Annotated in this window: 24 protein-coding genes and 1 pseudogene; 10 read left to right on the top strand and 15 right to left on the bottom strand. The window is 72.9% G+C overall.

Going from position 1 to position 23,368, the window contains the following annotated elements; all coding sequences use genetic code 11:
* The first annotated feature begins 136 nt into the window (after positions 1 to 136).
* From KME75_RS24660 to KME75_RS24640, 5 genes are all read left to right on the top strand, one after another.
* Positions 137 to 970 carry an IS3 family transposase gene (locus KME75_RS24660; RefSeq protein ID WP_308283039.1) on the top strand — a complete coding sequence of 278 codons (834 nt, stop codon included), beginning with the start codon at positions 137 to 139 and terminating at the stop codon, positions 968 to 970.
* 178 nt (positions 971 to 1,148) lie between these two features.
* Positions 1,149 to 2,090 (top strand): ACP S-malonyltransferase, encoded by a 942-nt coding sequence (locus KME75_RS24655; protein ID WP_246632759.1) that lies wholly within the window; start codon positions 1,149 to 1,151, stop codon positions 2,088 to 2,090.
* Positions 2,087 to 3,070, top strand: coding sequence for a beta-ketoacyl-ACP synthase III (locus KME75_RS24650; protein ID WP_308283038.1), 984 nt, complete (start codon positions 2,087 to 2,089; stop codon positions 3,068 to 3,070). Before KME75_RS24655 ends, KME75_RS24650 begins: the two co-directional genes overlap by 4 nt.
* Before the next feature lie 42 nt (positions 3,071 to 3,112).
* Positions 3,113 to 3,355 (top strand): acyl carrier protein, encoded by a 243-nt coding sequence (locus KME75_RS24645; RefSeq protein ID WP_219417254.1) that lies wholly within the window; start codon positions 3,113 to 3,115, stop codon positions 3,353 to 3,355.
* Positions 3,352 to 4,590, top strand: a complete 1,239-nt coding sequence (locus KME75_RS24640) for a beta-ketoacyl-[acyl-carrier-protein] synthase family protein (protein ID WP_219417253.1) — start codon at positions 3,352 to 3,354, stop codon at positions 4,588 to 4,590. Before KME75_RS24645 ends, KME75_RS24640 begins: the two co-directional genes overlap by 4 nt.
* 6 nt (positions 4,591 to 4,596) lie before the next feature.
* Here KME75_RS24640 and KME75_RS24635 read toward each other — a convergent pair whose 3' ends face one another.
* The 6 genes from KME75_RS24635 to KME75_RS24610 form a co-directional block, all read right to left on the bottom strand.
* Positions 4,597 to 5,127 (bottom strand): hypothetical protein, encoded by a 531-nt coding sequence (locus KME75_RS24635; protein WP_219417252.1) that lies wholly within the window; start codon positions 5,125 to 5,127, stop codon positions 4,597 to 4,599.
* A gap of 34 nt (positions 5,128 to 5,161) precedes the next feature.
* Positions 5,162 to 5,650, bottom strand: coding sequence for a DUF3145 domain-containing protein (locus KME75_RS24630; RefSeq protein WP_219417251.1), 489 nt, complete (start codon positions 5,648 to 5,650; stop codon positions 5,162 to 5,164).
* 174 nt (positions 5,651 to 5,824) lie between these two features.
* Positions 5,825 to 6,736, bottom strand: coding sequence for a right-handed parallel beta-helix repeat-containing protein (locus tag KME75_RS24625; protein WP_219417250.1), 912 nt, complete (start codon positions 6,734 to 6,736; stop codon positions 5,825 to 5,827).
* 67 nt (positions 6,737 to 6,803) lie between these two features.
* Complete coding sequence (locus KME75_RS24620; RefSeq protein WP_219417249.1) at positions 6,804 to 7,841, bottom strand: MBL fold metallo-hydrolase; 1,038 nt, start codon at positions 7,839 to 7,841, stop codon at positions 6,804 to 6,806.
* 182 nt (positions 7,842 to 8,023) lie between these two features.
* Positions 8,024 to 8,206, bottom strand: a complete 183-nt coding sequence (locus tag KME75_RS24615) for a hypothetical protein (RefSeq protein WP_219417248.1) — start codon at positions 8,204 to 8,206, stop codon at positions 8,024 to 8,026.
* Between the two features lie 18 nt (positions 8,207 to 8,224).
* Complete coding sequence (locus KME75_RS24610; RefSeq protein WP_219417247.1) at positions 8,225 to 8,404, bottom strand: hypothetical protein; 180 nt, start codon at positions 8,402 to 8,404, stop codon at positions 8,225 to 8,227.
* 60 nt (positions 8,405 to 8,464) lie between these two features.
* Here KME75_RS24610 and KME75_RS24605 point away from each other — a divergent pair, with 60 nt between their 5' ends.
* Entirely contained in the window at positions 8,465 to 8,806 is a 342-nt protein-coding gene (locus KME75_RS24605) for an SCP2 sterol-binding domain-containing protein (protein WP_219417246.1), read from the top strand.
* A complete protein-coding gene (locus KME75_RS24600) occupies positions 8,799 to 9,155 on the top strand; it encodes a hypothetical protein (RefSeq protein ID WP_219417245.1) in 357 nt (118 codons plus the stop codon). Before KME75_RS24605 ends, KME75_RS24600 begins: the two co-directional genes overlap by 8 nt.
* Positions 9,156 to 9,258: 103 nt before the next feature.
* Here the strand turns inward: KME75_RS24600 and KME75_RS24595 are convergent, their stop codons facing one another.
* From KME75_RS24595 to KME75_RS24585, 3 genes are all read right to left on the bottom strand, one after another.
* A complete protein-coding gene (locus KME75_RS24595; protein WP_219417244.1) occupies positions 9,259 to 13,167 on the bottom strand; it encodes a vitamin B12-dependent ribonucleotide reductase in 3,909 nt (1,302 codons plus the stop codon).
* A 151-nt stretch (positions 13,168 to 13,318) separates the two neighbouring features.
* Entirely contained in the window at positions 13,319 to 13,783 is a 465-nt protein-coding gene (gene nrdR / locus KME75_RS24590) for a transcriptional regulator NrdR (RefSeq protein ID WP_219417243.1), read from the bottom strand.
* A 183-nt stretch (positions 13,784 to 13,966) separates the two neighbouring features.
* Positions 13,967 to 14,494, bottom strand: a complete 528-nt coding sequence (locus KME75_RS24585; RefSeq protein WP_219417242.1) for a hypothetical protein — start codon at positions 14,492 to 14,494, stop codon at positions 13,967 to 13,969.
* Between the two features lie 360 nt (positions 14,495 to 14,854).
* On the opposite strand from KME75_RS24585, the gene lexA reads away from it, so the two are divergent.
* Complete coding sequence (gene lexA / locus KME75_RS24580) at positions 14,855 to 15,646, top strand: transcriptional repressor LexA (protein ID WP_219417241.1); 792 nt, start codon at positions 14,855 to 14,857, stop codon at positions 15,644 to 15,646.
* A gap of 83 nt (positions 15,647 to 15,729) precedes the next feature.
* Here lexA and KME75_RS24575 read toward each other — a convergent pair whose 3' ends face one another.
* The 3 genes from KME75_RS24575 to KME75_RS24565 are packed head-to-tail and all read right to left on the bottom strand — an operon-like array spanning position 15,730 to position 18,779.
* Positions 15,730 to 16,704, bottom strand: a complete 975-nt coding sequence (locus KME75_RS24575; protein WP_308283036.1) for an NHL repeat-containing protein — start codon at positions 16,702 to 16,704, stop codon at positions 15,730 to 15,732.
* 52 nt (positions 16,705 to 16,756) lie between these two features.
* Positions 16,757 to 18,229, bottom strand: coding sequence for a GTPase HflX (gene hflX, locus KME75_RS24570; protein WP_219417240.1), 1,473 nt, complete (start codon positions 18,227 to 18,229; stop codon positions 16,757 to 16,759).
* Entirely contained in the window at positions 18,222 to 18,779 is a 558-nt protein-coding gene (locus tag KME75_RS24565; RefSeq protein WP_308283035.1) for an ArsR/SmtB family transcription factor, read from the bottom strand. The genes hflX and KME75_RS24565 overlap by 8 nt, the downstream gene beginning before the upstream one ends.
* A 53-nt stretch (positions 18,780 to 18,832) precedes the next feature.
* Here KME75_RS24565 and KME75_RS24560 point away from each other — a divergent pair, with 53 nt between their 5' ends.
* Positions 18,833 to 20,095: an MFS transporter gene (locus KME75_RS24560; RefSeq protein WP_219417239.1), complete on the top strand. Its 1,263-nt coding sequence runs from the start codon at positions 18,833 to 18,835 to the stop codon at positions 20,093 to 20,095.
* 41 nt (positions 20,096 to 20,136) lie between these two features.
* Here the strand turns inward: KME75_RS24560 and dapF are convergent, their stop codons facing one another.
* Genes dapF through KME75_RS24545 form a run of 3 tightly spaced genes read right to left on the bottom strand, consistent with a single transcriptional unit; the run spans position 20,137 to position 22,620 of the window.
* Entirely contained in the window at positions 20,137 to 20,991 is an 855-nt protein-coding gene (gene dapF / locus KME75_RS24555; protein ID WP_219417238.1) for a diaminopimelate epimerase, read from the bottom strand.
* A 1-nt stretch (position 20,992) separates the two neighbouring features.
* Positions 20,993 to 21,907 carry a tRNA (adenosine(37)-N6)-dimethylallyltransferase MiaA gene (gene miaA / locus KME75_RS24550; protein WP_219417237.1) on the bottom strand — a complete coding sequence of 305 codons (915 nt, stop codon included), beginning with the start codon at positions 21,905 to 21,907 and terminating at the stop codon, positions 20,993 to 20,995.
* Positions 21,904 to 22,620 carry a class III extradiol ring-cleavage dioxygenase family protein gene (locus KME75_RS24545; RefSeq protein WP_246632761.1) on the bottom strand — a complete coding sequence of 239 codons (717 nt, stop codon included), beginning with the start codon at positions 22,618 to 22,620 and terminating at the stop codon, positions 21,904 to 21,906. The genes miaA and KME75_RS24545 overlap by 4 nt, the downstream gene beginning before the upstream one ends.
* A 238-nt stretch (positions 22,621 to 22,858) precedes the next feature.
* On the opposite strand from KME75_RS24545, the pseudogene KME75_RS24540 reads away from it, so the two are divergent.
* Positions 22,859 to 23,368: pseudogene (locus KME75_RS24540) on the top strand (hypothetical protein); the annotation flags it as partial.

Genomic DNA, 23,368 nt, shown 5'->3' with positions numbered 1-23,368 from the left:
GGTGATCGCAAACTTTAAGACCTGGCGCATCATGCACACCGACTACCGGCGGCCGCTGGCGACGTTCGACACGACGATCTCGGCGGTTATCGGACTGCACTTCTACTTGGCGGCTGAATAGGCCTCACAGTTCCCCATCAAGACGATGTGCGCCTGGCTGGCGGTGTCAACCTCGGGCTACTACGAGTGGCGTGACCGGCCGGCCTCGGCGACCACGCGCCGCCGCGACCACCTCGCGACCCTCATCGAGTGGATCTTCACCGACTCCGAGCAGACCTACGGGCACCGCCGGATCCACGCCGCCCTGGCCCGCCAGGGCGAGCGGTGCAGCCCCGAGCTGGTCCGCGCGATCATGCGCGCGCTCGGCCTGGTCCCCTGCCAGCCCCGGCCCTGGCGCCCGGCAACCACCATCGCCGGCGACACCACCCCGATCCCCGACCTCGTCTGCCGAGACTTCAGCGCCGCAGCGCCGGGCACCAAACTGGTCGGCGACATCACCTACCTCCCCACCTGGGAGGGCTGGTTGTACCTGGCCACGGTGATTGACTGCCACACCAAGGCCTGCATCGGCTATGCCCTCGCCGACCACATGCGCGCCGATCTCGTCATCGACGCGCTCGCGATGGCCGCCCGCAACTACCCGCTCGCCGACCAGGCGATCTTCCACTCCGACCGCGGCACGCAATACACGAGCGCCGCGTTCGCGGCAGCCACCGCAACACTGGGAATCCGCAGATCCATCGGCCGCACCGGATCGTGTTTCGACAATGCCCAGGCTGAGTCCTTCAATGCCGCGCTCAAGGTCGAGCGAGTCAACCGCACCGTCTATCCGACACGCGAAGACGCCCGCGCAGATGTCGCGAGGTACATCGAGTTCCGCTACAATACCAAGCGTCTACACTCCGCGCTCGGCTACCGGACCCCTAAAGAGGTCCACGACGAATACCTGAATCAGCAGCTTGTAGCGTAATCAAGAGCCATAACACCTGTCCGGAAAATGCAAGGCCGCCCACTATGCCGCAGCCGCACAGAGCGCTACGCGCCACTTACCCCACGCGCACGGCAGCCCCTCTTGGCAGAACCCTCCAAAAGACGGCCGCCGACTTGGTACCGCCCCGGCCTCCCGCCGACGGCCGCGACACGGTTGCATGGTCGTCGTGATCGCCCTGCTCGCGCCCGGCCAGGGGTCCCAGACCCCCGGCATGCTCACCCCGTGGCTCGACGGCCCCGACGCCGAGGACACCCTCGCCCACTGGTCCGACGCCACCTCGCTCGACCTGCGCCGCCTCGGCACGGAGGCGGGCGCCGAGGAGATCAAGGACACCGCCGTCACCCAGCCGCTGGTGGTCGCCACCGCGCTGCTCGCCGCCGCGCGCCTCGGCGCCCGGATCCCCCTGCCCGCGGGGGCGCCCGCGGCCGGGCACTCGGTGGGTGAGCTGGCCGCCGCCGCCGTCGCGGGGGTGCTCAGCCCGGACGCCGCCGTCGCGCTCGCCGCGGTCCGCGGGCGGGAGATGGCCGCCGCGTGCGCGCTCGAACCCACGGGCATGAGCGCGGTCCTCGGCGGGAAACCCGATGGGGTGATGGCGAAGCTGGACGAACTGGGTCTCGACCCGGCCAACCGCAACGGCGCCGGTCAGGTGGTCGCCGCCGGCTCGGTCGCAGCACTCGCCGCGCTCGCCGAGAACCCGCCGGAGCGGGCCCGGGTGATCCCGCTGCCGGTCGCGGGCGCGTTCCACACCCGGTTCATGGCCCCGGCCGAGGACGCCCTGCGCGCCCACGCCGGCGACATCTCCCCGGCCGACCCCGACCGGCCGCTGCTGTCCAACGCCGACGGCAGCGTCGTCTCCGACGGCGCCGAGGCGCTGCGCAGGCTCGTCGCCCAGGTGACCCGCCCGGTGCGCTGGGACTCCTGCATGGCCGCGCTGCGCGAGCTCGGCGTCACGGCCGTCATCGAGTTGCCCCCGGCGGGCACGCTCGTCGGCCTCGTCAAGCGCGACCTCAAGGGCACCGCCACCCTTGCCCTCAAGACGCCCGACGACCTCGACGCGGCCGTCGACCTCATCACCGAACACGCGGGAGCCGACCAGTGACCCTCCGACTCGCTTCCGCCGTCCCCGGCGCCCGGATCCTCGGCATGGGCAGCACCCAGCCGGCCAACGTCGTCACCAACGACGACCTGGCGCAGCGGATGGACACCAACGACCAGTGGATCCGCGAGCGGGTGGGCATCGAGAGCCGCCGGATCGCGGAGGAGGGCACGCTGCTGGTCGACATGGCCGCCGAGGCGGGCGCCCGAGCCGTCAAGGACTCCGGCCTCGCGCCGACCGACATCGACACGGTGATCGTGGCGACCTGCACGATGCCCAACCCGATCCCGAACGCCGCGGCGCAGACCGCGGAGCGCATCGGGATCAAGGCGCCCGGCGCGTTCGACCTCAACGCCGCGTGCGCCGGTTTCTGCTACGGGATGGGCACCGCGGCCGACCTCGTCCGCGGCGGCTCGGCGAAGAACGTGCTGGTGATCGGCGCCGAGAAGCTGTCGGACTGGATGGACTGGACCGACCGCTCCACCGCGATCATCTTCGCCGACGGTGCGGGTGCGGTCGTCGTGGGTGCGGCCCCGGACGAGTCGTCGGTCGGCGTCGGCCCGCTCATCTGGGGCAGCTCGGGCGACATGGCCCAGACCATCCGCATCAACCCGGACACGAACGCGCTGTTCCAGGAGGGGCAGGCGGTGTTCCGCTGGGCCACCACCCAGATCGCCCCGGTCGCCCTGCGCGCCATCGAGCAGGCCGGGCTCACGCCGGCGGACATCGACGTGTTCGTGCCGCACCAGGCCAACCTGCGCATCGTCGACGCCGTCGCGAAGCGGCTGCGGGCGAAGGGCGCCCGCGAGGACATGCGGGTGGCCGACGACATCGTGCACTCCGGCAACACCTCGTCGGCCTCGATCCCGCTCGCCCTGGATCACATGCGCGCCGACGGCCGGTTGCGCTCCGGAGACACCGTGCTCCTCGTAGGCTTCGGCGCGGGCCTGTCCTACGCCGGACAGGTCGTCGTCTGCCCGTAGCTTTGGCGCGACCCCCGATTTCCCACCAGAAGGAGAACGACCGTGGCTGACAACACCGAGATCCTCAGTGGCCTCGCCGAGATCGTCGAGGAGGTCGCCGGCATCGACACTGCTGAGGTGACCGCTGAGAAGTCCTTCGTCGACGACCTCGACATCGACTCGCTCTCGATGGTCGAGATCGCCGTGCAGGCGGAGGACAAGTTCGGCGTGAAGATCCCGGACGAGCAGCTGGCCGAGCTCAAGACGGTCGGCGACGCGGTGGACTACATCGCGAAGAACCAGTGACCTCTCAGGTCGAGGTCGTCGTCACCGGGCTCGGCGCGACGACCCCGCTCGGCGGGGACGTCGCCTCGACCTGGGAAGCCATGCTCGCCGGACGTTCCGGCGTCCGGCGCATCGACGACGACGAGCACGAGTGGGTGAACCGGCACGAGCTGCCGGTGAAGATCGCCGCTCCGCTCGCCGCGGCGCCCACCGAGGTGTTGTCGCGGGTCCAGGCCCGCCGCATGGACCGCTGCGAGCAGGTCGCGATGGTCGCGGCGAAGGAGGCCTGGGCCCACGCCGGCGCGCCGGAGGTGGAGCCCGAGCGGCTCGCCGTGGTGATCGGCACCGGCATCGGTGGCGCGGTCACGCTGCTCGACCAGGACGACCTGCTGGAGAACGGTGGCCTGCGAAAGGTCTCGCCGCTCACCGTCCCGATGCTCATGCCGAACGGCCCCGCGGCCTGGGTCGGCATCGAGTTCGGCGCGCAGGGCGGCGTCCACGCGCCGGTCTCGGCGTGTGCGTCGGGTGCCGAGGCGCTGGCCTGGGCGCTGAAGCTGCTGCGCACCGGTGAGGTCGACGTGGTGATCGCCGGCGGCGCGGAGGCCTGCATCACCGGCATCACGGTGGCGGGCTTCGTGCAGGCCAGGACGCTCTCCCAGCGCAACGACGAGCCGGAGCGGGCCTCGCGCCCGTTCGACGTCGACCGCGACGGGTTCGTGCTCGGCGAGGGCGCGGGGATCATGGTGCTGGAGCGGGCCGAGTTCGCGGCCGCCCGTGCCGCCACCGTGCACGGCAAGCTCGCCGGGGCAGGGCTCACCGCGGACGCGTACCACATCACGGGCCCGGAGCCGGAGGGCACGGGGCAGTCGCGCGCCATCGCGGCCGCCGTCCGGGACGCCGGCCTGGAGCCGACCGACGTCGGTCACGTGAACTGCCACGCCACCTCCACAGTGGCGGGCGACGTGGGCGAGACCCGGGCGGTGCGCAAGGCGCTGGGCGATCACCCGGTGCTGACAGCGCCGAAGTCCCAGCTGGGCCACATGGTCGGCGCCGCAGGTGCGGTCGAGAGCATCGTGACGCTGCTGTCGATCCGCGACGGGGTCATCCCGGCCACGCTCAACCTCGAGCAGCTCGACCCGGGTATCGAGCTGGACGTGGTGTCGGGCGAGCCGCGGAAGGTCGACCTGACCGCCGCGGTGTGCGACTCGTTCGGCTTCGGCGGCCACAACGCCGCCATCGCGCTCACCAAGTCCTGAGCAGCGCTAACAGGCCGCCGCGTCCGAGCTGCCGTCCCCGGTCCGTGCGATCCGGGGCGGCAGCCCGGTCATCGGCAGCGTGGAGCGCCAGCAGATCCGCTCTACGGGCAGGTCCGGCGGGGCGTCCGCCACGTCCTGGGTGCTGACGAACCGCAGCCGCACGAGCACGCCCCCGCCTGGGGCGTCGTCGATGCGGACGATGCGGATCGAGCCGTCCCTGCTCGACCGGTAGGCCTCCTGCCACGCCGGCTCGGGCAGCGCCTCGGCCCGCTCGGGCACCACCGTCTCGCGCCACTGCGCGTAGTCCTTGGCGTTGATGGCGTCGAAGTGCCGTTGCAGCTGCGCCCGCACGGCCTCACCCCACGGGTGCCGCGCCACGTCGGCGCTGACCTCCACCGTGGTCGGGCCGGCCCCTCTGGCGGGCACCGACCACCGCGGCGACGCGGAGGTGCCGCTCAGCAGCGGTGCGGCGGCCAGACCCGCGACCACCAGAACGGCGAGCACTGCGGCGACGGCGAGGGACACGCGTCCCCTCATCCCTGCACCGTCCCCACGAGGTCAGTGTGCGGTGCTAGCCGACCTGGTGCAGCAGGCTGACCGGCGCGCCGTCGCCCGCCAGCCGGAACGGCTCCAGGGCGTCGTCCCACGCGGACCCGAGCAGGTCGTGCATACGGGCGGGGAGCTGGCTCGCCGGGACCTCCGCGATCAAGGCACGCAGCCGGTCCTCCCCCACCACGATGTCGCCGTTGGCGCTGGTCCGCCCGCACCACAGGCCGAGCGTCGGAACGTGGCAGAACCGCTCGCCGTCGACGCCGGGGGTCGGTTCCTCGGTGACCTCGAACCGGAGCATCGGCCACGCGCGAAGTGCGCCCGCGAGCGCACCACCGCTGCCGGCCGGGCCGCTCCAGCTGCACTCGGCGCGCAACTGTCCGGGCACGGCGGGCTGCGGCGTCCAGTGCAGGGACACCTTGGACCCGAGCACGCCCGAGATCGCCCACTCGACGTGCGGGCAGACCGCAGTCGGCGACGAGTGGACGAAGACCACGCCGCGTGCGTTCACTGCAGACCTCCAACGTCGACGAGGATCGTCTTCCCCTACGTCCTCGCGCCCGTCGGTGGGCTGTAAGTGCCACCGGGCCCCCGCCCGGTTCGGTTGTGGTGATCAGTCTGCCCGCTCCGGCCCCCGGTGGCCAACCCGGGTCACCCGTCGGGCGTGTCGTTACAGCGGCCGGCCCTACCTTTCGGGTAGGGGGCCGCCGTCGAGATAGGTGTTGTCCTCGAGCGCGGTGCGGCGGGCCACCCGCAGTGGCCCCTCCCCCGACCCGCGCAGGAACCGGTTGCCGGTGATCCGCAGATCGGGCATCGGCGCCGCCGAGGAGTCCTGGTAGAGGGTGTAGCGGCCGCCGCCGAGGACGTTCCCGCGAATCACCGTGGGCCCGTCGCGGTCCCCCGGCTCGTCGGGTGCCAGCAGCACGGCGCTGCCGCGCCTCGGGCCGTCACCGAGGTCGACGCGACTGTCCTCCACGAGGACGTCACCGCCCGTGCTGCGCACGACGAGCGCGTCCGACTCGGCGCCCGGAGCAGGGAGGAAGCCGTGGATGCTGCTGTTGCGCAGCCGGGACCCGTCGCCGAGCCACGCGCCGTCGTGGCTCACGCCGACGATCTCGACGCGCTCCGCGCTCCACCGGTCGCCCACGATCGCGGCCTCGGTGAAGTCGCCGGTGAGCGTGGTGTCCTCGATCCGGACCGACCCCGACGCCGTGGTGCGGATCCCGTAGGGCGTGCTGCCGTCGCCGGTGACGCGGCTGCGGCGCACGACCACGTCCTGCGCGTCGACCAGGATCCCGCCGCGCACGTCCCATCCGTCGATCACGGCGCCGGGGATGGAGACCACCACGGCGCCGCTCGAGCACAGCGCCAGCCCGGCCGGGACGCCCACGCTCCCCCGCTCGGGTGCGCGGTAGGGGGCGCTGGCCTCGCAGCCCACGGCCGCCGCGGGCGCCAGCGCGACCGTCGGGACGCTCGTGCCCGGGAACGTCGTGCCCTCGGTGGCCACGACGACCCCGGACACGGCCAGCCCGCACGTGGCGACCGCCAAAGCCGCGCGCGCAAGCGCCGACCCCACGCCACCGCCGAGCCCCTTCATGGGCGAGAGGCTACGTTCCGGACGGTCCAACTGTCTGCCCTGGGGCCCTACGAAGAGTGAATCGTTATCACGTTGTGTAGTGACGTACGCCATGCTCGTCGACGGCCGTCACCACCCCGCGCTCGGCCAGCAGCTCGAGGTGGGCCAGCGTCTCCATCGTCGCCAGCATCGCGTTGAACAGGTCGAGATCGTCGAGGCGCCGTTCCCGCCGGGTCCAGCGCAACGCGGTCGCCACCTCGTGCGCCGTCGAGCGCCCCTCACGCACGGCCGCGAGCGTGGCGTCGAGGCGCGTGCCGTGGTGGGCGATCAACTCGTCGACGCGCTGGTGGACCCGCATCCCTACCGGGCCGTGCGCCGGAAGCAGCGCGGCGTCCGGGCGCGTGCGGATCAGTTCGAGCGACGCGAGGAAGTCGGCCAGCGGGCTCGCCGCGGCCACCGGTTCGAGACCGATCGACGGCGTGATCCGCGGCAGGACGTGGTCGCCGGCGAACAGCAGATCCCCGTCCTCGTCCGCGAACACGACGTGCCCCTGCGTGTGCCCCGGCGTCGCCACCGCCCTCAGCACGCGCTTGCGATCGGCGTTCTCGTCGACCACGATCTCGGCGCCGTCGTCGATCCACTCGTCCGGGAACTCCCACAGCGACAGGTCGCCGCTCTGGCGCGGCGCCTGCTCCAGGCGCCTCAGCAGCGCGTCCGCCCCGGCCAGGCGCAGCCGGTCCCGGTTGACGTTGCCCTCGCGGTCCGGCCGATGGATCGCCTCGAGGCCCGGCCGCTCCCCCCGACCCAGCGCAACGGGAATGCCGAACTCCCGGCGGAGCGTGACGGCCTGCGTGTAGTGGTCCCGGTGGACGTGGGTGACGAGGAAACGCCGCACGTCGCCGAACCCGGCCCCCAGCTCCCCGAGCGCCGCCTCCAGCACGTCCCGGGCCTCCGCGAGCGCCCACCCGGCGTCGATGAGTGTCCAGCCGTCGCCGTCGGCCACCGCGTACAGGTTGACCGCGCGGAGCCCGTCGTTCGGCAGCGGCAGTGGGATCCGGTACACGTCCGGGGCGCAGCGGAACACGCCCGGCTGCGTCCAGTCGCCTGCGGGGTCGTCGTCGCGCATCGTCCGACCATAGGGCGGACGGGCGGCCTCCCGCGCTGTCGCCCTGCTCACGGCCAGGGCAGCAGCGTGGCCGGATCCGGGTCGACCCGGAAGCACGCGTGATCACGCGCTGCCCGGTCGCCACGGCGGGTTCAGCCGCCGCCCTTGGCGATGTAGTCGGCCGGGTCGTACTGCAGACGAAGTCACTGGATCTTGCCGTCGGCGAACCTGAAGAACTCCGCGATCCTGACGGCTCCCTTCGGCATGTGGGCGTCGTACAGGGTGGCCGTGCCGTTGGGGTCGTGGACCTCCTGGATCAGCTCGACCTTCCTGACGTTGGCGACGAATCCTCTGACACCTTGCGTGAAGGGGGCGCCCCCGGTCACCTGTCCGGCGAAGGGACCTTAGAAGTCGAGGTCGTCGGCCAGCAGGGGCAGTAGTTCCCGGCCGTCCTCGTAGTTCTCGATCCCGCCCGTGAGCACCCGGTAGTAGGCCTGGATCACGGGCGGTGCGTTGTCGCTGACCGCACTGGTCACCCGGCACGACGAGCCGCCCCCGATCGCCGCCACACTGATCAGCCTCACCGACCGGGGCCAGGACCTCAGTGGGTCGTCCGCGAGCTGACCCGCTGGGGTGCACCGTTGATGGTCGACCCGCCGAAGGGCGACGCGTTCCGGATGCACTGGTTCTCGCTGCCACTGCGTCACCTGTGCCGCGACGGCGCACCCGATGAGCCGGAGACCACCGTGCGCCTGGGCAACCTGCACGACGGCTGCGACATCATCGCCGAACACGGCCACGTCGATGTGCGCCCATGCTCGACCAAGCGCCAACCCGACACCACGATCACCGCGCCACCCGAGGTGCTCGTCGCGCTCTTCACCGGACAGCTGACCATGCGGGCGGCCATGACCCAAGGACTGGTCGTGGACGGCTCCACCGCGGCACTCGAACGCGTTCTGCCCGGAGGAGGATCACATGGCTGACCGGCCAGAAGCACTCAACGGCGACCTCCTTGATCGGATCGCCGAGGACTTCGACACCGAACCAGACGTCGCCATGGGGACGATGTTTCACAGCCCCGGGCTCCGAGTCGGCGGCAAGGTCTTCGCCTTCCTGGGGCATCACGGGCAGCTCATCGTGAAACTCCCGAGCGATCGAGCCAGCGAGTTCGTCAACGCGGGAACCGCCGAGAAAGTTGTCATGGGCAAGCGGACAATGCGTGAATGGATCGCGTTTCCGGCCCACGATGACCGCGGGGCCACACTCGCCCTGTGGCGCGACGCCGCGCAGGAAGCTCACCGACACGTCGACGCCCTGCGACGATCGAGCTGACCGGTCCCCGCGGTCGTCCACCACGACCCGGCGCCACAACAGGGGCTGAACACGCGCGGGGCCGGGCGGCGGAGAACCCGCCGCCCGGCCCCGCGGACGTTCGTCAGCTGCAGCCGCTGGTGGACCCGCACCCCTCGCAGAGGTAGCACGAGCCGGCCGGGCGCATCTTCGTGCCGCAGGTCATGCACAGCGGCGCGTCGGCGGCCTTCCCCAGCCGCAGCTCGAGCAGCTCGGTGGAGCTGCCCACCTCGATCGGGGCCGGAGTGGCCGCCGGCGACTTCTCGGTCGCCGGGGCGGCGTCGACCGAGGACCGCAGCGCGTCCATGTCGACGTCGCCGTAGTTCGAGCCGTAGTCGCTGTTCGCCACCTGCTCGGTGCGCTCGGACGCCGAGAAGATGCCCAGCTCGGCGCGCTTCTCGTACGGCAGGTGGTCGAGCGCGAGCCGCCGGAACAGGTAGTCCAGCACGCTCGTGGCGATCCGGACGTCCGGGTCGTCGGTCATGCCCGCGGGCTCGAAGCGCAGGTTCGAGAACTTCGAGACGTAGAACTCGAGCGGGATGCCGTACTGCAGGCCCACCGAGATCGACATCGAGAAGGCGTCCATCACGCCGGCCAGCGTGGAGCCCTGCTTGCCGAGCTTGACGAAGATCTCGCCGAGGCCGTTGTCGGGGTAGGACCCCGCAGTGAGGTAGCCCTCGGCCCCGCCGACGGTGAACGACACGGTCTCGCTCGGGCGCTTCTTCGGCAGCCGCCGGCGCACCGGCCGGGCCTTCACCGGGGCCGCTGCCTCCGCGGTCTCGGTCTTCTTGGCCTCCTTGCCCGCCGACAGCGGCTGGCCGACCTTGCAGTTGTCGCGGTAGATCGCAAGCGCCTTGAGGCCGAGCCGCCAGCCCTCGAGGTAGATCTGCTCGACGTCCTCGACGGTGGCCGCCTCCGGCATGTTCACCGTCTTGGAGATCGCCCCGGACAGGAACGGCTGCACCGCCGCCATCATCCGGACGTGCCCCATCGGAGCGATCGACCGCTCACCCATCGCGCAGTCGAACACCTCGTAGTGCTCGGGGCGCAGGCCCGGCGCGTCGACGACGTGACCGTGCTCGGCGACGTACTCGACGATCGCCTCGATCTGCTCGCCCTGGTAGCCCAGCTTCGCGAGCGCACGCGGCACCGTCTGGTTGACGATCTGCATCGAACCGCCGCCGACCAGCTTCTTGAACTTGACCAGCGCGAGATCCGGCTCGATCCCCGTGGTGTCGCAGTCCATCATCAGGCCGATGGTGCCCGTGGGGGCGAGCACCGAGGCCTGGGCGTTGCGCCACCCGTTGCGCTCGCCGACCGCGAGGCAGTCCTTCCACGCGATCGTGGCGAGCTTGTGGATCGAGGTGGCCGCCGGGAGCAGGCGCACGTCGTCGTTGGCCGCGGCGTGCTTGCGCATCACCCGCTGGTGGGCCTCGGCGTTGCGGGCGTAGCCCTCGTAGGGGCCGACGACCCCGGCGAGCTCGGCGGAGCGCTTGTAGGCAGCGCCGGTCATCAGCGAGGTGATCGCGGCGGCGAGCGAGCGGCCGCCCTCGGAGTCGTAGGCGTGCCCCGTGGCCATCAGCAGGGCGCCGAGGTTGGCGTAGCCGATGCCCAGCTGGCGGAACCTGCGGGTGGTGTCGGCGATCGGGTCGGTGGGGAAGTCGGCGAAGCAGATGGAGATGTCCATCGCCGTGATGACGAGCTCGACGACCTTCTGGAACCGCGCGGCGTCGAACTGCCCGTCGCTGCCCAGGAACGTGAGCAGGTTCAGCGAGGCGAGGTTGCAGCTGGAGTTGTCCAGGTGCATGTACTCCGAACACGGGTTGGACGCGGAGATGCGGCCCGACTCGGGGCAGGTGTGCCAGTCGTTGATGATGCCGTCGTACTGGATGCCGGGGTCGGCGCATTCCCACGCGGCCTGCGCAATGGTGCGGAAGAGCTTCTTCGCCGGGATCCGGTCGATCACCTCACCGGTCATCCGGGCCCGCAGCCCGAAGTCGGTGTCGTCCTCCACCGCGCGCATGAACTCGTCGGTGACCCGCACCGAGTTGTTGGCGTTCTGGTACTGCACCGAGGTGATGTCGGAGCCACCCAGGTCCATGTCGAACCCGGCGTCGCGCAGCACCCGGACCTTGGCCTCCTCCTTGGCCTTGGTGAGCACGAACTCCTCGATGTCGGGGTGGTCGACGTCGAGCACGACCATCTTCGCCGCGCGCCGGGTGGCACCACCCGACTTGATCGTGCCCGCGCTCGCGTCGGCGCCGCGCATGAACGACACCGGGCCGGACGCGGTGCCGCCGGAGGACAGCAGCTCCTTGGACGAGCGGATGCGGGAGAGGTTGAGGCCGGCCCCGGAGCCGCCCTTGAAGATCAGCCCCTCCTCGCGGTACCAGTTGAGGATCGACTCCATCGTGTCGTCGACCGCGAGGATGAAGCAGTTGTGGACCCGCAAGCCATCGGCCAGGAACTCACCTGATTCGGTCTGGATGTCATAGACCTCCTGCGCGCCGAGCTCCTCGATCCGGGCGATCTGGAGGCGCTTCACGTCGCGCGCAGGGCGCCCCGGCAGATCGAACGAGGCTTCGAGCTTCGCCTCCTTGACCGGGTCGATGAAGCCGATCTCGTCGGCGAAGGTGCGCCGGTCGCCGGCGTTCTGGATGCGGACGGTCCAGATGTCGTGCCGATCGGGGCGCGGGTCGGCCTTCCTCGCGACACGGGCGAAGATGCCGAAGCGCCCGAGCAGGGCCTGCACACCGCGCATCAGCTGCTCGCTGATCATGTCCATGGCCAGCAGCGTGGAGCGCTCGCGCCGAGACACATACCCCTCGGCCTGGAAGAGGCTCCTCAGATAGCAGGCCACCACGGGTAGTGGTGCCGTGAACAGGTGGGCAGGAACAGTCATCTCGGCGCCTCGCGTGCGCAGTCCCCAGCGATCCACGAAGGCGTCCACTACCTTGCCGCAGAGACGGACACGACGGCAGTCAAGCGACTTGTCTTGCGTCTCGACGCTGCGCTCGTGCCGATGAACTCCCGGGAACACCGCATCTAGATGCGTCGTCACCCAGTCCAGTTCAGCTGCCGTAACCGTCATTGCCTCGATGTGCGTCGTTGTCCGGTTGCGCCAGATGGAGCCATCGGACTGCAGCCAACCCGCCAGCGCCGCCTCCGCGATCTGCGCGACCTCGATGACCGACTCGCCATACGAGTGCGTGCGGTGCCATTCGAGCTGGTCGCCGGCCTGGAGAGTTCCGGCCTCGACCCACCGCCCCGTTCCTGTTCCGCTGCTCTTCCAGACGAGGTGGTCGGGGGTGACGTCGAGGGTGTGTCCCGACTTGGTGTGCAGGCGCAGCACCTCGCGGACACCGTTGGCCTTCGTGGCGACGATGCTCGTGAGTCCGTGGGCGTCGAAGAGCTTCGTGCCGACCGCGTCGCGTTCGACCAGCTCCCCGATCGCCACGAGACCGGCAGGCGTGCTCACCAGCGAGTCGTACGGCAAGCAGGCCGAGACCTGCTGGGGCGAGCTCGTGCCGACGTTGAACCACACCGGCGAGTTGAAGCTGAAGACCTGGTGCAGCAGCATCCACGTGAGCTCGTGGGCGAACACCTCGGCGTCGTCCTCGGTGGCGAAGTACCCGTTGTCCAGGCCCGCCCGGTGGTAGACGCCGACCACGCGGTCGATGAGCTGGCGCAGGCTCGACTCGCGCTGCTCGCTGCCGACGGCGCCGCGGAAGTACTTGCTGGTGACGATGTTGGTGGCGTTGACCGACCAGAAGTCGGGGAACTCCACGCCGCGCTGCTCGAAGTTGATCGAGCCGTCGCGCCAGTTGGTCATGACGACGTCGCGGCGCTCCCACGTGACCTCGTCATAGGGGTGCATGCCGGGGGTGGTGTAGATGCGCCCGACGGTGAGCCCGCCCGGCTTTCGGCGGTCGTCCCCCGACTTGGCGCTGCTCTTGCGGCCGCGTCCTGACGTGGTGCCGACGGTCTCGGTCATGCTCTCCCTCTCCTGGGTACCGGCAGGCTGGGGCCCCGCCGGTACCGCGGCTGGTGGCGGTACTGCGTGCGCTGTGGTTCTCGAGCCGGCGTGCCGGCGATGGTGCGCTGTGGTGCGCGCGCTGTGGTGGGGCTCCTGTGGCGCCGGCCGGTCACTCGGACGGGTCGGCGCCGGGCACTCTGCGGAGGTCGGCGATCTCCTTCTCGAAGTCCTCGATCGAGGAGAACGAGCGGTAGACGCTGGCGAACCGGAGGTAGGCGACCTCGTCGAGCTCGCGCAACGGGCCGAGAATGGCCAGTCCGACCTCGTGGCTGGGGATCTCGGCGGTGCCGCCCGCGCGGACGGCCTCCTCGACGCGGTGCGCGAGCAGCTGGAGTGCGTCGTCATCGACGGGGCGACCCTGGCACGCCCGACGCACGCCGCGAACGACCTTGTCGCGGCTGAACGGCTCCGTGACACCGCTGCGCTTCACGACGGCGAGCACGGCCTCCTCGACCGTCGTGAACCGGCGACCGCACGCCGCGCAGGACCTCCTGCGGCGCGTCGCCTGGCCGTCGTCCACCTCGCGGGAGTCGATCACCCGGCAGTCCGAGTGCCGGCAGAACGGGCAGCGCATCGACCGATCCCCTCCCCCGAGACGGCCTGGCTCCGCGGCGAACGGAGCCCTACCGGATTGACGAACGACAAGAGTGTAACCACAACATGTGGGGCCGGGGAAAGCAGGAGACCCCCATCGGTGCCGGTGTGTCGTCCGAACGCGCGCACGACCAGGAACGAGCCGGGGAGCGCGCGCCGAGCGTCAACCGACGGTCACGCGGAGCACCTGCCCGGGGTACAACTGCACCGACGGGAGCGCGTTGTCGGTGACGATCCGCTCCGCGAGCTCACCGACCTCCACCCCGGGCGCCGCCGGGGCCATCTCGCGGGCGACGTCCCAGACCGTGCCCGGCTCCCCGACCCGGACCGTGACGACCCCCGGCCCGCTCTCCACGCCGTACGGACCCGCGCCCGCCCTCGCGTCGGCGGCGAACGAGGCCATCAGCCCGAGCGCCACCACGACCGCGGCGCCGGCCGCCGTGACGGCCAGCCCGGTGAGCACCCGGCGCACCCGCATCGCGCGCACCGCGGGAAGCGTGCGGGTGCGCACCAGCACGCGCTGCCCCGACCGCACCGGCACGCCGTCGACGACAGGGCGCTCGAGCTGGGCCGGCCGGACCGACACCGGCACCACCACGGGCCGCACGGGCCGCGGGCCGCCCGCCCTGCGGCGGGTGCGCACCCAGACCGGGACGCCCGGTCCGCCCACCCGGCCGCGACCACCGGTCACGGCCCGAGCCGGGCCCCTCCTGCCCTTCCGATCCTCGCGCGACCGGCAGATCTCGTCGTGCTCACGCATTTCCCGCCGCCTCCGCTTCCGCTGCTCTCCGTTCGACCTTCAAACAAGCGTTCGAACCACGCCTGCGGGATGTCTACCACCACGCACCGACAGAATCGAGAGAATCCGGCGTGTCCTTCGAACATGTGTTTGGCGAAAGACACGATCGGGGCTACCGTCGTTCCCGACGACGGTGGTCCCGGTGCGCCCGCGCGCGGCGCACGGGGCGACCCGGCGAGAAACACGGCATCACCGGAGCCGGCTCCACCGGCGGTGCCGGCACCGAAACCGACACCGAGGAGGAACGACGAGATGGCACGGGACGACCCCGGCACCGGGGCCGGTAGCGAGGCCGGCCCGCACGCACCGCGAGGCACCGCACGGCGTGGCGGCACCGCGCAGGTCACGGCGTTCCCCGACCCCCCGACCACGCCCGCGGGGCTGACACCGCGGCAGCGCAAGGTCCTGGAGGTCATCCGCGACTGGGTCGAACGGTTCGGCTACCCCCCGAGCGTGCGCGAGATCGGCGACGCCGTCGGCCTCACCTCCACCTCCTCCGTGCACCACCAGCTGCGCAGCCTCGAACGCAAGGGCTACCTGCGCCGCGACCCCAACCGCACCCGCGCCGTCGACGTCCGCGGTCCGGACGACGCGGCCGCCGAGGCCCAGCAGCTCGCCGGCCCGCGCGTCGACACCGAACTCGGCGACGCGACTGCCGAGGGACGACCCGCCCCCGCGTTCGTCCCCCTGCTCGGCAACATCGCCGCCGGTGGCCCGATCCTGGCCGAGCAGGCCGTCGAGAGCGTCTTCCCGCTTCCCCGCGAGATCGTCGGTGAGGGCACGCTCTTCCTGCTCAACGTCCGCGGCGACTCGATGATCGAGGCGGCCATCCGCGACGGCGACTGGGTGGTCGTCCGGCAGCAGCCGGTCGCGGAGAACGGTGAGATCGTCGCCGCGATGATCGACGGCGAGGCCACCGTGAAGACGTTCAAGCGCCGCGACGGGCACAACTGGCTGATGCCGGCCAACCCCGCCTACGAGCCGATCCCGGGTGACGAGGCCACCGTGCTCGGGCGGGTCGTGGCGGTGCTGCGGAGGCTCTGACCCTCTCCGGCGTGCACACCTCTGGCGGTCCGTGCACATGTTCGGCGGTGTGCAGGGACACCGCGCGGTGTGCATCGTCGTGGTCAGCGCCTCCGGCGCAGCGCGCCGCGGAGCGCCATCGCCGCCGTCAGGAGCAGCAGCACGCCTGCAGCTACTCCCCCGGCGATCGCGGCGGGCAGCCACTCCGGCGCCGGATCGTACGGCTCGGCGGCCGCGGGCGGGGCGGCGGTCGGGGTGGTGTCGTCCGTCGCGAGCGCCGCCGCCCCGGGCACCGCCCGGATCGCCCCCGGCACGCCGCCGCGGGTCTCCGACCCCGAGAGCAACGTGCCGTCGGGCTCGAACGCGATCGCCTCGCCCTGCGGCTCGTCTGCGAGCGGCACCTGCACGGGGGCGCCGTCGAGCGCCGCCACCAGCTCGCCGTCCGCCACCGGGTACAGCCAGGCGTCGGTGTAGGAGCGCAGCGCGAGCACCGACCCGTCCGCGCTCGCCGCGGCGCCGGTCACCACCCGCGAGCCGAGCCCCCCGACCGGCCCACCCACGGACTCCGACGCGGGCAGCGCCACCGCGCCGACCCGCTCCAGCGGAGTCGGCCCGCTGCCCTCCGGGGGTTCGGCGGTGCGGTAGACGCCGGCGGGCCCCCCGACCTCCTTCGTGATCACGACCGGGCGCCCCTCGGCGTCGACCAGCAGCGCCTCGGCGTCGTGCGGCCCGTCGGGATACGTCAGCCGGTGCAGCCGCGCCTCGCCGCGTTCGGGGAGCACGATGACCGCGACGGTGTCGCGGTCGCGGTCGTTGTCGCCGGTGTCGGACACCCAGAGGGCGCCGTCCGGGCCGACGGCGAGGTCCTCGGCGTCGTAGGGATCGATGTCGGCGCTGCGGGTGTCGACGACCGCGCAGGTGCCGGGATCAAGACGATGCACCTGGATGCTGCGCCCGCCGTCGCCCATCGCCCACAGTCCGTCGTGCACGACGAGACCCGACAGCTCGGCGAGGCGCGGGTCCTCGATCGCGCAGCGGGTCTCGGGAACCGGCGGGGCGGCGGCCCCGGACGCGAGCACGGCGGCGATCGCCGCGCCGGCCGCGGCGTGTCGGATCAGCGGGCTGTACCGATCATGCTGAGCCGTTCTCGCCGGGCGTGCCCGCGAGCGCGAACGGCAGCACGGCCGTGGCGAGCTCGGCACCGACCCGCGCGTGCAGGCGCGTGCCGTCGGGGGTGTGCTCCTCGGCCAGCACCTCGCCCTCCGCGTGCACGCGCGCCACGAGCGAGCCCTGGGCGTAGGGCAGCAGCAGCTCGACGTCGACCTCGGGCCGCGGCAGCAGCTCCGCGATCCGCTCGCGCAGCTTCGCCACGCCGTCGCCGCGGCGCGCGGAGACGAACACGGCCTCGGGCAACAGGTGACGCAGCCGGGCCAGCTGCAGGTCGCTCGCCGCGTCGGTCTTGTTGACGACGAGCAGCTCCCGCGGCATCACGCCCTCGTGCTCCTCGCCGATCTCGACGAGGACCTGCCGGACCGCCTTGATCTGGTCCTCCGGCAGCGGGTCGGAGGCGTCGACGACGTGCACGAGCAGGTCGGCGTCGGCGGTCTCCTCCAGCGTGGAGCGGAACGCCTCGACCAGCTGGTGCGGCAGGTGCCGGACGAACCCGACCGTGTCGGTGAGCGTGTAGGTGCGCCCGTCGGTGGTGGACGTGCGGCGGGTGGTGGGGTCGAGCGTGGCGAACAGCGCGTCCTCGACGAGCACACCCGCACCCGTGAGCGCGTTGAGCAGGCTCGACTTGCCGGCGTTGGTGTAGCCGACGATCGCCGCCGACGGGACGCCGCCTCGGCGCCGGGACCCACGCTGGGTCTCGCGCACCTGCTTCATGCCGGCGATCTCGCGCCGCAGCTTGGACATCCGGTTGCGGATGCGCCTGCGGTCCAGCTCGATCTTCGTCTCACCGGGACCACGGCCACCGATGCCGACGCCGCCGGCCGCGCGGCCACCGACCTGCCGGGACAGCGCCTCACCCCAGCCGCGCAGGCGCGGCAGCAAGTAGGACAGCTGGGCCAGCTCGACCTGCGCCTTGCCGTCCTTGGAACGGGCGTGCTGGGCGAAGATGTCGAGGATCAGCGCGGTGCGGTCGATGACCTTGACCTTGAGCTTGTCCTCCAGCTGGCGCAGCTGGCCGGGCGACAGCTCGCCGTCGCAGATCACGGTGTCGGCGCCGGCCGCCAGCACGGCGTCGCGCAGCTCGTCGACCTTGCCCGCGCCGATGAACGTGGCGGGGTCGGGCCGGGAGCGGCGCTGGACGAGGCCGTCGAGCACCTGGGAGCCGGCGGTCTCGGCGAGGCGGGCCAGCTCGGTGAGAGACGCGCGCGCCTGCTCGGCGCTGCCCTCGGTCCACACGCCGACCAGCACCACGCGCTCGAGGCGCAGCTGCCGGTACTCGACCTCGGTGACGTCGGTGAGCTCGGTGGAGAGGCCGGCGACGCGCCGCAGCGACGTGCGCTCCTCGAGCTCGAACTCGCCGCGGGTGATCTCGGCGGCGTCGCGCTGCTCGCGCAGGATCTCGTCGGCGGCGGTGGACAGGGCGGGTTCAGTCATCGTGAGGTTCATGCTCCCATGCCAACGCCCCTGATGTCTGGTTTGTTTCCCCCGGGTACACCGACAGGTACACGGCGACCGCCTCGCCGTCGGGCGGGTCGGGGCGCGTCGCGTACGCGTCGAGCACCGCGTGCAGCTCGGCCCGCAGCGCGGCCGCCTCCGCCGGGGCGAGCCGCACGACGAGCCTGCTCTGCTCCAGTGCACCGATGCCCACCTCGGTGACCTCGTCCAGGTAGGCCTCCAGCACGGCCTCGGGCATCCCCGACTCGAGCCCGGCCCCCTCGAGGGACCAGGACAGGGCTGTGGCCCGGTACGGGATCTCCTTCGCCCCGCGGGTGCCCCGCCGGGCGGGCAGCGCCTCCAGGAAGCCGTGCCGGACCAGCCGTCGGACGTGATGCAGCGTCGTGGCCGGGTCCCGGCCCAAGCGCGCGGCGATCCGGGCGTTGGTCAGCGGTTCGAGGCGGGTGAGCCGGATGATCCGCAGCCGCACGGCGGACGCCATCGTGGCCGCCTCGGCGGTGGTGGCCCTGCGGCGTGGGGGTGTCGGCACGGTGCCAGCATAAGTGATTGACCGCTTCCAATCAGTTGGAGCACGATGGGGTGATGACCCAGGGGGACGGCAGCCGGCGGGGTGGCACGAGGCTGTGGCGGCACCGCGACTTCCTGCTGCTGTGGTCGGGCGAGACGGTCAGCCATGTCGGGACGATGGTCGGTCACCTCGCCGTCCCACTGCTCGCGGCCACCGTGCTCGGCGCGTCACCGTGGGAGATGGGCCTGCTCGTCGCCGCCGAACGAGCGGGCTTCCTGCTGGTGGGGCTGCCGGTCGGGGCGCTGATGGACCGCGTGCGGCGCCGCCCGGTGATGATCGCGGCCGACGTGGTGCGGTTCGGGCTGTTCGCGAGCGTCCCCGTCGCGTGGTGGTTCGGGGTGCTGACCTTCGAACAGCTCGTCGCCGTGGTGCTGCTCGGGGGTGTCGCCACGGTGTTCTTCGACGTCGGCTACCAGTCCGTCCTGCCGTCGGTGGTCGGCCGCGCCGGGCTCGTCGAGGGCAACGCCAAGCTCGAGTCCACGCGGATGGCGGCGGAGGCGGCGGGACCGGCCATGGGCGGCGGCCTCGTCCAACTGCTCGGCGCGGCCAACACGATGCTGCTCGACGCGGTGAGCTACCTCGTGTCCGCGGCGTTCCTGACCCGGATGCGCAGCCCCGAGACCGTCCCCGAACCGGTGCCGGGACAGTCGGTGCGCGCGGACATGGCCGAGGGCCTGCGCTACGTGGTCGGGCACCGCCTGCTGCGTCCGATCGTGCTGTGCACGGGCACCGCGAACCTCTTCAACGGGGTGCTGCAGGCGGTGGCGGTGCTGTTCCTCGCCGGGGAGCTCGGGCTGACGGCCGGCGTCGTCGGTCTCGTGCTGGCCGCGGGCACCGTGGGCGGCGTGGTGGGAGCCCTCACCGCCGGATCCTGGATCGGCCGGTTCGGGCAGGGCCGGGTGCTGATCACGGCGCTGCTGGTGACGGGGCCGGTCACGCTGCTGCTCCCGCTGGCGGGCCCGGGACCCGGGCTGGTGTGGTTCGCCGCGGCGTACTTCGCGATCCTCTACGGCGGGGTCGTCTACAACATCGCGCAGGTGAGCTTCCGGCAGGCGATCTGCCCGGACCGGCTGCTGGGCCGGATGAACGCGAGCATCCGGTTCCTCGTCTGGGGCACGATCCCGGTGGGCGGGCTGCTGGGCGGGGCGCTCGGCGAGCTGATCGGCCTGCGGGCCACCCTGCTGGTGGCCGCCGCCGGGCTCGCGGCGGCGCCGGTGTGGCTGGTGACCTCACCGCTGCGCCGGATGCGCGACCTGCCGGCCGACGTCCCGCTCTGACCTCCGCCACCGCACGACGGGCAGTGCCGGATCGGTGCGGCTCAGCCGCCGATCGGTGCCGACTCGCGGGAGGCGACGGCGTCCCACCAGGCGGGGGCCAGCTCGCCGTGGGCCACGAGCACCGCCGGGCCGTGCAGCGTGGTGGTGGTGTCGTCGACGGTGACGCGCAGCCGCCCGCCGGGCGCGTGGACGGCGACGGTGCCCGTGCCGCGTCCGCTGTGCCGCAGCGCCGCCACGACCGCCGCGACGGTGCCGGTGCCGCAGGACCGCGTCTCCCCCACGCCGCGCTCGTGCACGCGCATCGTCACCTCGTCGTCCGCGTCGACCGGGGAGACGAACTCGACGTTGACGCCGTGCGGGAAGAGCGCGGGGTCGTGGCCGGGCGGCCGGGTGAGGTCGAGCCCGTCGATCGCCACGTCGGTGACGCAGGCGAGATGTGGGTTGCCGACGTCGACGGCGATGCCCGGGAACGCCCGCCCGTCGATGCTCGCCGTGCTGGGCTCGCCGACGACGGCGGCGCCCATGTCGACGGAGATCTCGTCGCCGCGCACGCGCACCGTGCGGATCCCGCCGCGGGTGCCGAGCGGCAGCTCGTCGCCGGGGAGCCAGCCGGCGTGCTCGAGGTAGCGGGCGAACACCCGCACGCCGTTGCCGCACATCTCGGCGACGCTCCCGTCGGCGTTGCGGTAGTCCATGAACCACTCGACGCCCGGCTCCGGCGCCGGCCCGTCGCCCAGGGCGGCCCAGCGCACCACGCGCAGCACGCCGTCGGCGCCGAGGCCGCGCCTGCGGTCGCATAGGGCGGCCACGCGCTCGGGGGTGAGGTCGAGCGCGCCGTCGGGGTCGGGCAGCACGACGAAGTCGTTCTCCGTGCCGTGCCCCTTGCTGAACTGCACCTCAGAAGTCTACGTGCTCCGCGACGACCGCAATGGCGCGCCTGACCAGGGCCGGGGCGGCCCCGTCGAGCCAGGTGATGCGGCGGTCGCGCCGGAACCAGGAGCGCTGCCGCCGGACGAACCGCCGGGTGGCGCGGACGGTCTCCGCGGCCGCGCAGGTGAGGTCGCCGCCGTCGAGCTCGGCCAGCACCTGCTGGTAGCCCAGCGCTCGGGAGGCGGTGCGCCCGTCGCGCAGGCCGTGCGCGAGCAGCCCGCGGGTCTCCTCGACCAGACCAGCGGCGAACATCCGCGCCACCCGCCGGCCCACCCGCTCGTCCAGCTCCGCGGTGTCGCGGTCGACGCCGAGCAGCACGGCGTCGTAGCGGGGTGCGCCCGCGGTGGGCAGCCGCGCCGGGAACGGGCGGCCGGTCAGCGCGATCACCTCGAGGGCACGCACGATCCGCCTGCCGTTGCCGGCCAGCACCACCTCGGCCGCCGCGGGGTCGACCTCGGCCAGGCGGGCGTGCATCGCCGCCGGCCCCCGCTCGGCGAGCTCGGCCTCCAGGGCCGCGCGCAGCCCGGGATCGGTGCCGGGGAACTCCAGCTCGTCGACGACGGCCTGCACGTACAGGCCGGAGCCGCCCACCAGCACGGGCGTGCGGCCCGCCGCCCGCAGGTCCTCGACGACCTCCCGGGCAGCCCGCTGGTAGGCCGCGACGGAGGCGGTCTCGGTGACGTCGAGGACGTCCAGCAGGTGGTGCGGGACGCCCGCGCGTTCGACGGGGGTCAGCTTCGCGGTGCCGATGTCGAGGCCGCGGTAGAGCTGCATCGCGTCGGCGTTGACGACCTCGCCGCCCAGCTCGGCGGCCAGGGCGAGGCCCAGGTCGGACTTCCCCGTCGCCGTGGGCCCGACGACGACGACCAGCGGCGGCGTCATGGGGCGGGCGTCCAGACGGCCACGTGGTAGGCCACGCCGAACGGGATCGACGAGTGCAGCAGCTCGCCGTGCCAGGCGCCACCGTCGGTCGCGGCGGCGAGCACCTGCCACGGGGCCCGGCCCGCCGCCCACAGCTGCGCGGCGAGCCCGGGGTCGAGCGCGGTGAGCGCGGCGCGGTCGGCGGTGCGCAATGCGGTGGCCACGGCGGCGTCGAACGGGCCGGCGCGCTCGTCGAGGTAGCCGGGCGCCTTGAGCGTGTGCGTGGCCGCTCCGTCGCCGACGACGAGCAGGCCCACCGGCTCCGGGTCGGCGGCGCACTCCGCGGCCAGTTCCGTCCCGACCCGGGCGCACTCGGCCGGGTCGGCGTCCGGGGCGACGAGCTCGCCGCGCACGCGTACCAGCGCGCCCGTCCGGCCGGCCACCCACCCGGCGACGAGCAGTGGCAACGGGAGGCGGGGGTCGACGGGGCCGTCGGCGTCCGGACCGAGCCCGACCACGACGTCGACGCCGAACCCGATGAAGCTGCCCCGCACGTCCGGGCCGACCGTGCGCCTGCCACCGGCGTCGGCGCCGACGGCGATCCACCTCGGCGCGGCACCCGCCAGCCGGGAGGCGGCCGCGACACAGGCGCCGCGGAGCTCGGCGGTCTCGGCGGCGGCGCCCGTCGCGAGCTCGAGAACGAGCAGCGGCGGTTCGGGGAGCACCGCGACCATGGACAGCACGCGACGCAGCGTAGGTGGTGCCTCCGTCGCGCCCGGTGCGGGCGCGGCTCGCCGATCCGGACCGGCCGCTGGCTGCGCTGCGCCCGTCCGGGCTGTTCCGGTCCGCGCCTCGAGCTGTTTGAATCGCCGGACGGCCGCCGGTCACGAGGACCGGTCACGGCCGCTGTGCACGGCTCCGCCCTCGGGCGGGGCGCCCACCGACGCGGTGGGCCGGAGCGAGGAGGACACGGTGTCGGAGCAGCAGGGGACGGAACACCCGCAGACGACCACCGAGAACGACGGGACGGCCCCGGTCCCGGCGGGCGCGCAGCAGGCGGCGGCACCCAGGACCGGGCATCCGGTGGACCCGTCCGGGGCCGCGGCGGAACCCGGCGCCGAGGTCGAGGCAGCAGCGACGGCACCCGCGGAGGAGGGCGCGTCCTTCCCCGCGGAGGAGGGCCCGGCGTCGCCGGTGGCGGCCGACGTCACGGCGCCCACCACCGACGAGGCCGACGCCACGTTGGGCGGGGAGACGCGGGAGCAGAACTCGGAACCGGTCCCGGGCACCGTCGCGGCCCCCAGCACCGACGACGCCGACGCCACGGTCGCGGCCACCCGGCCCACCACCCCCGAGCCGCCGTCGGTCCGGCTCACGCCGCCCCCGGTGCCCGGGCCGCCGCGTCCCGGCCCGCCGCCCGGTGCCGGCCGTCCCCGGCCGGCCGCGCCCGCCGTCCCGCCGCCGGTCCCCCTTGCCGCGCCG

The sequence above is a fragment of the Pseudonocardia nigra genome (assembly GCF_019396355.1).
In the GTDB taxonomy this organism is placed as follows: Bacteria; Actinomycetota; Actinomycetes; order Mycobacteriales; family Pseudonocardiaceae; genus Pseudonocardia; species Pseudonocardia nigra.
Note: the sequence above shows the minus strand (reverse complement) of the source record. Positions and strands in the feature narration are given on the sequence as shown.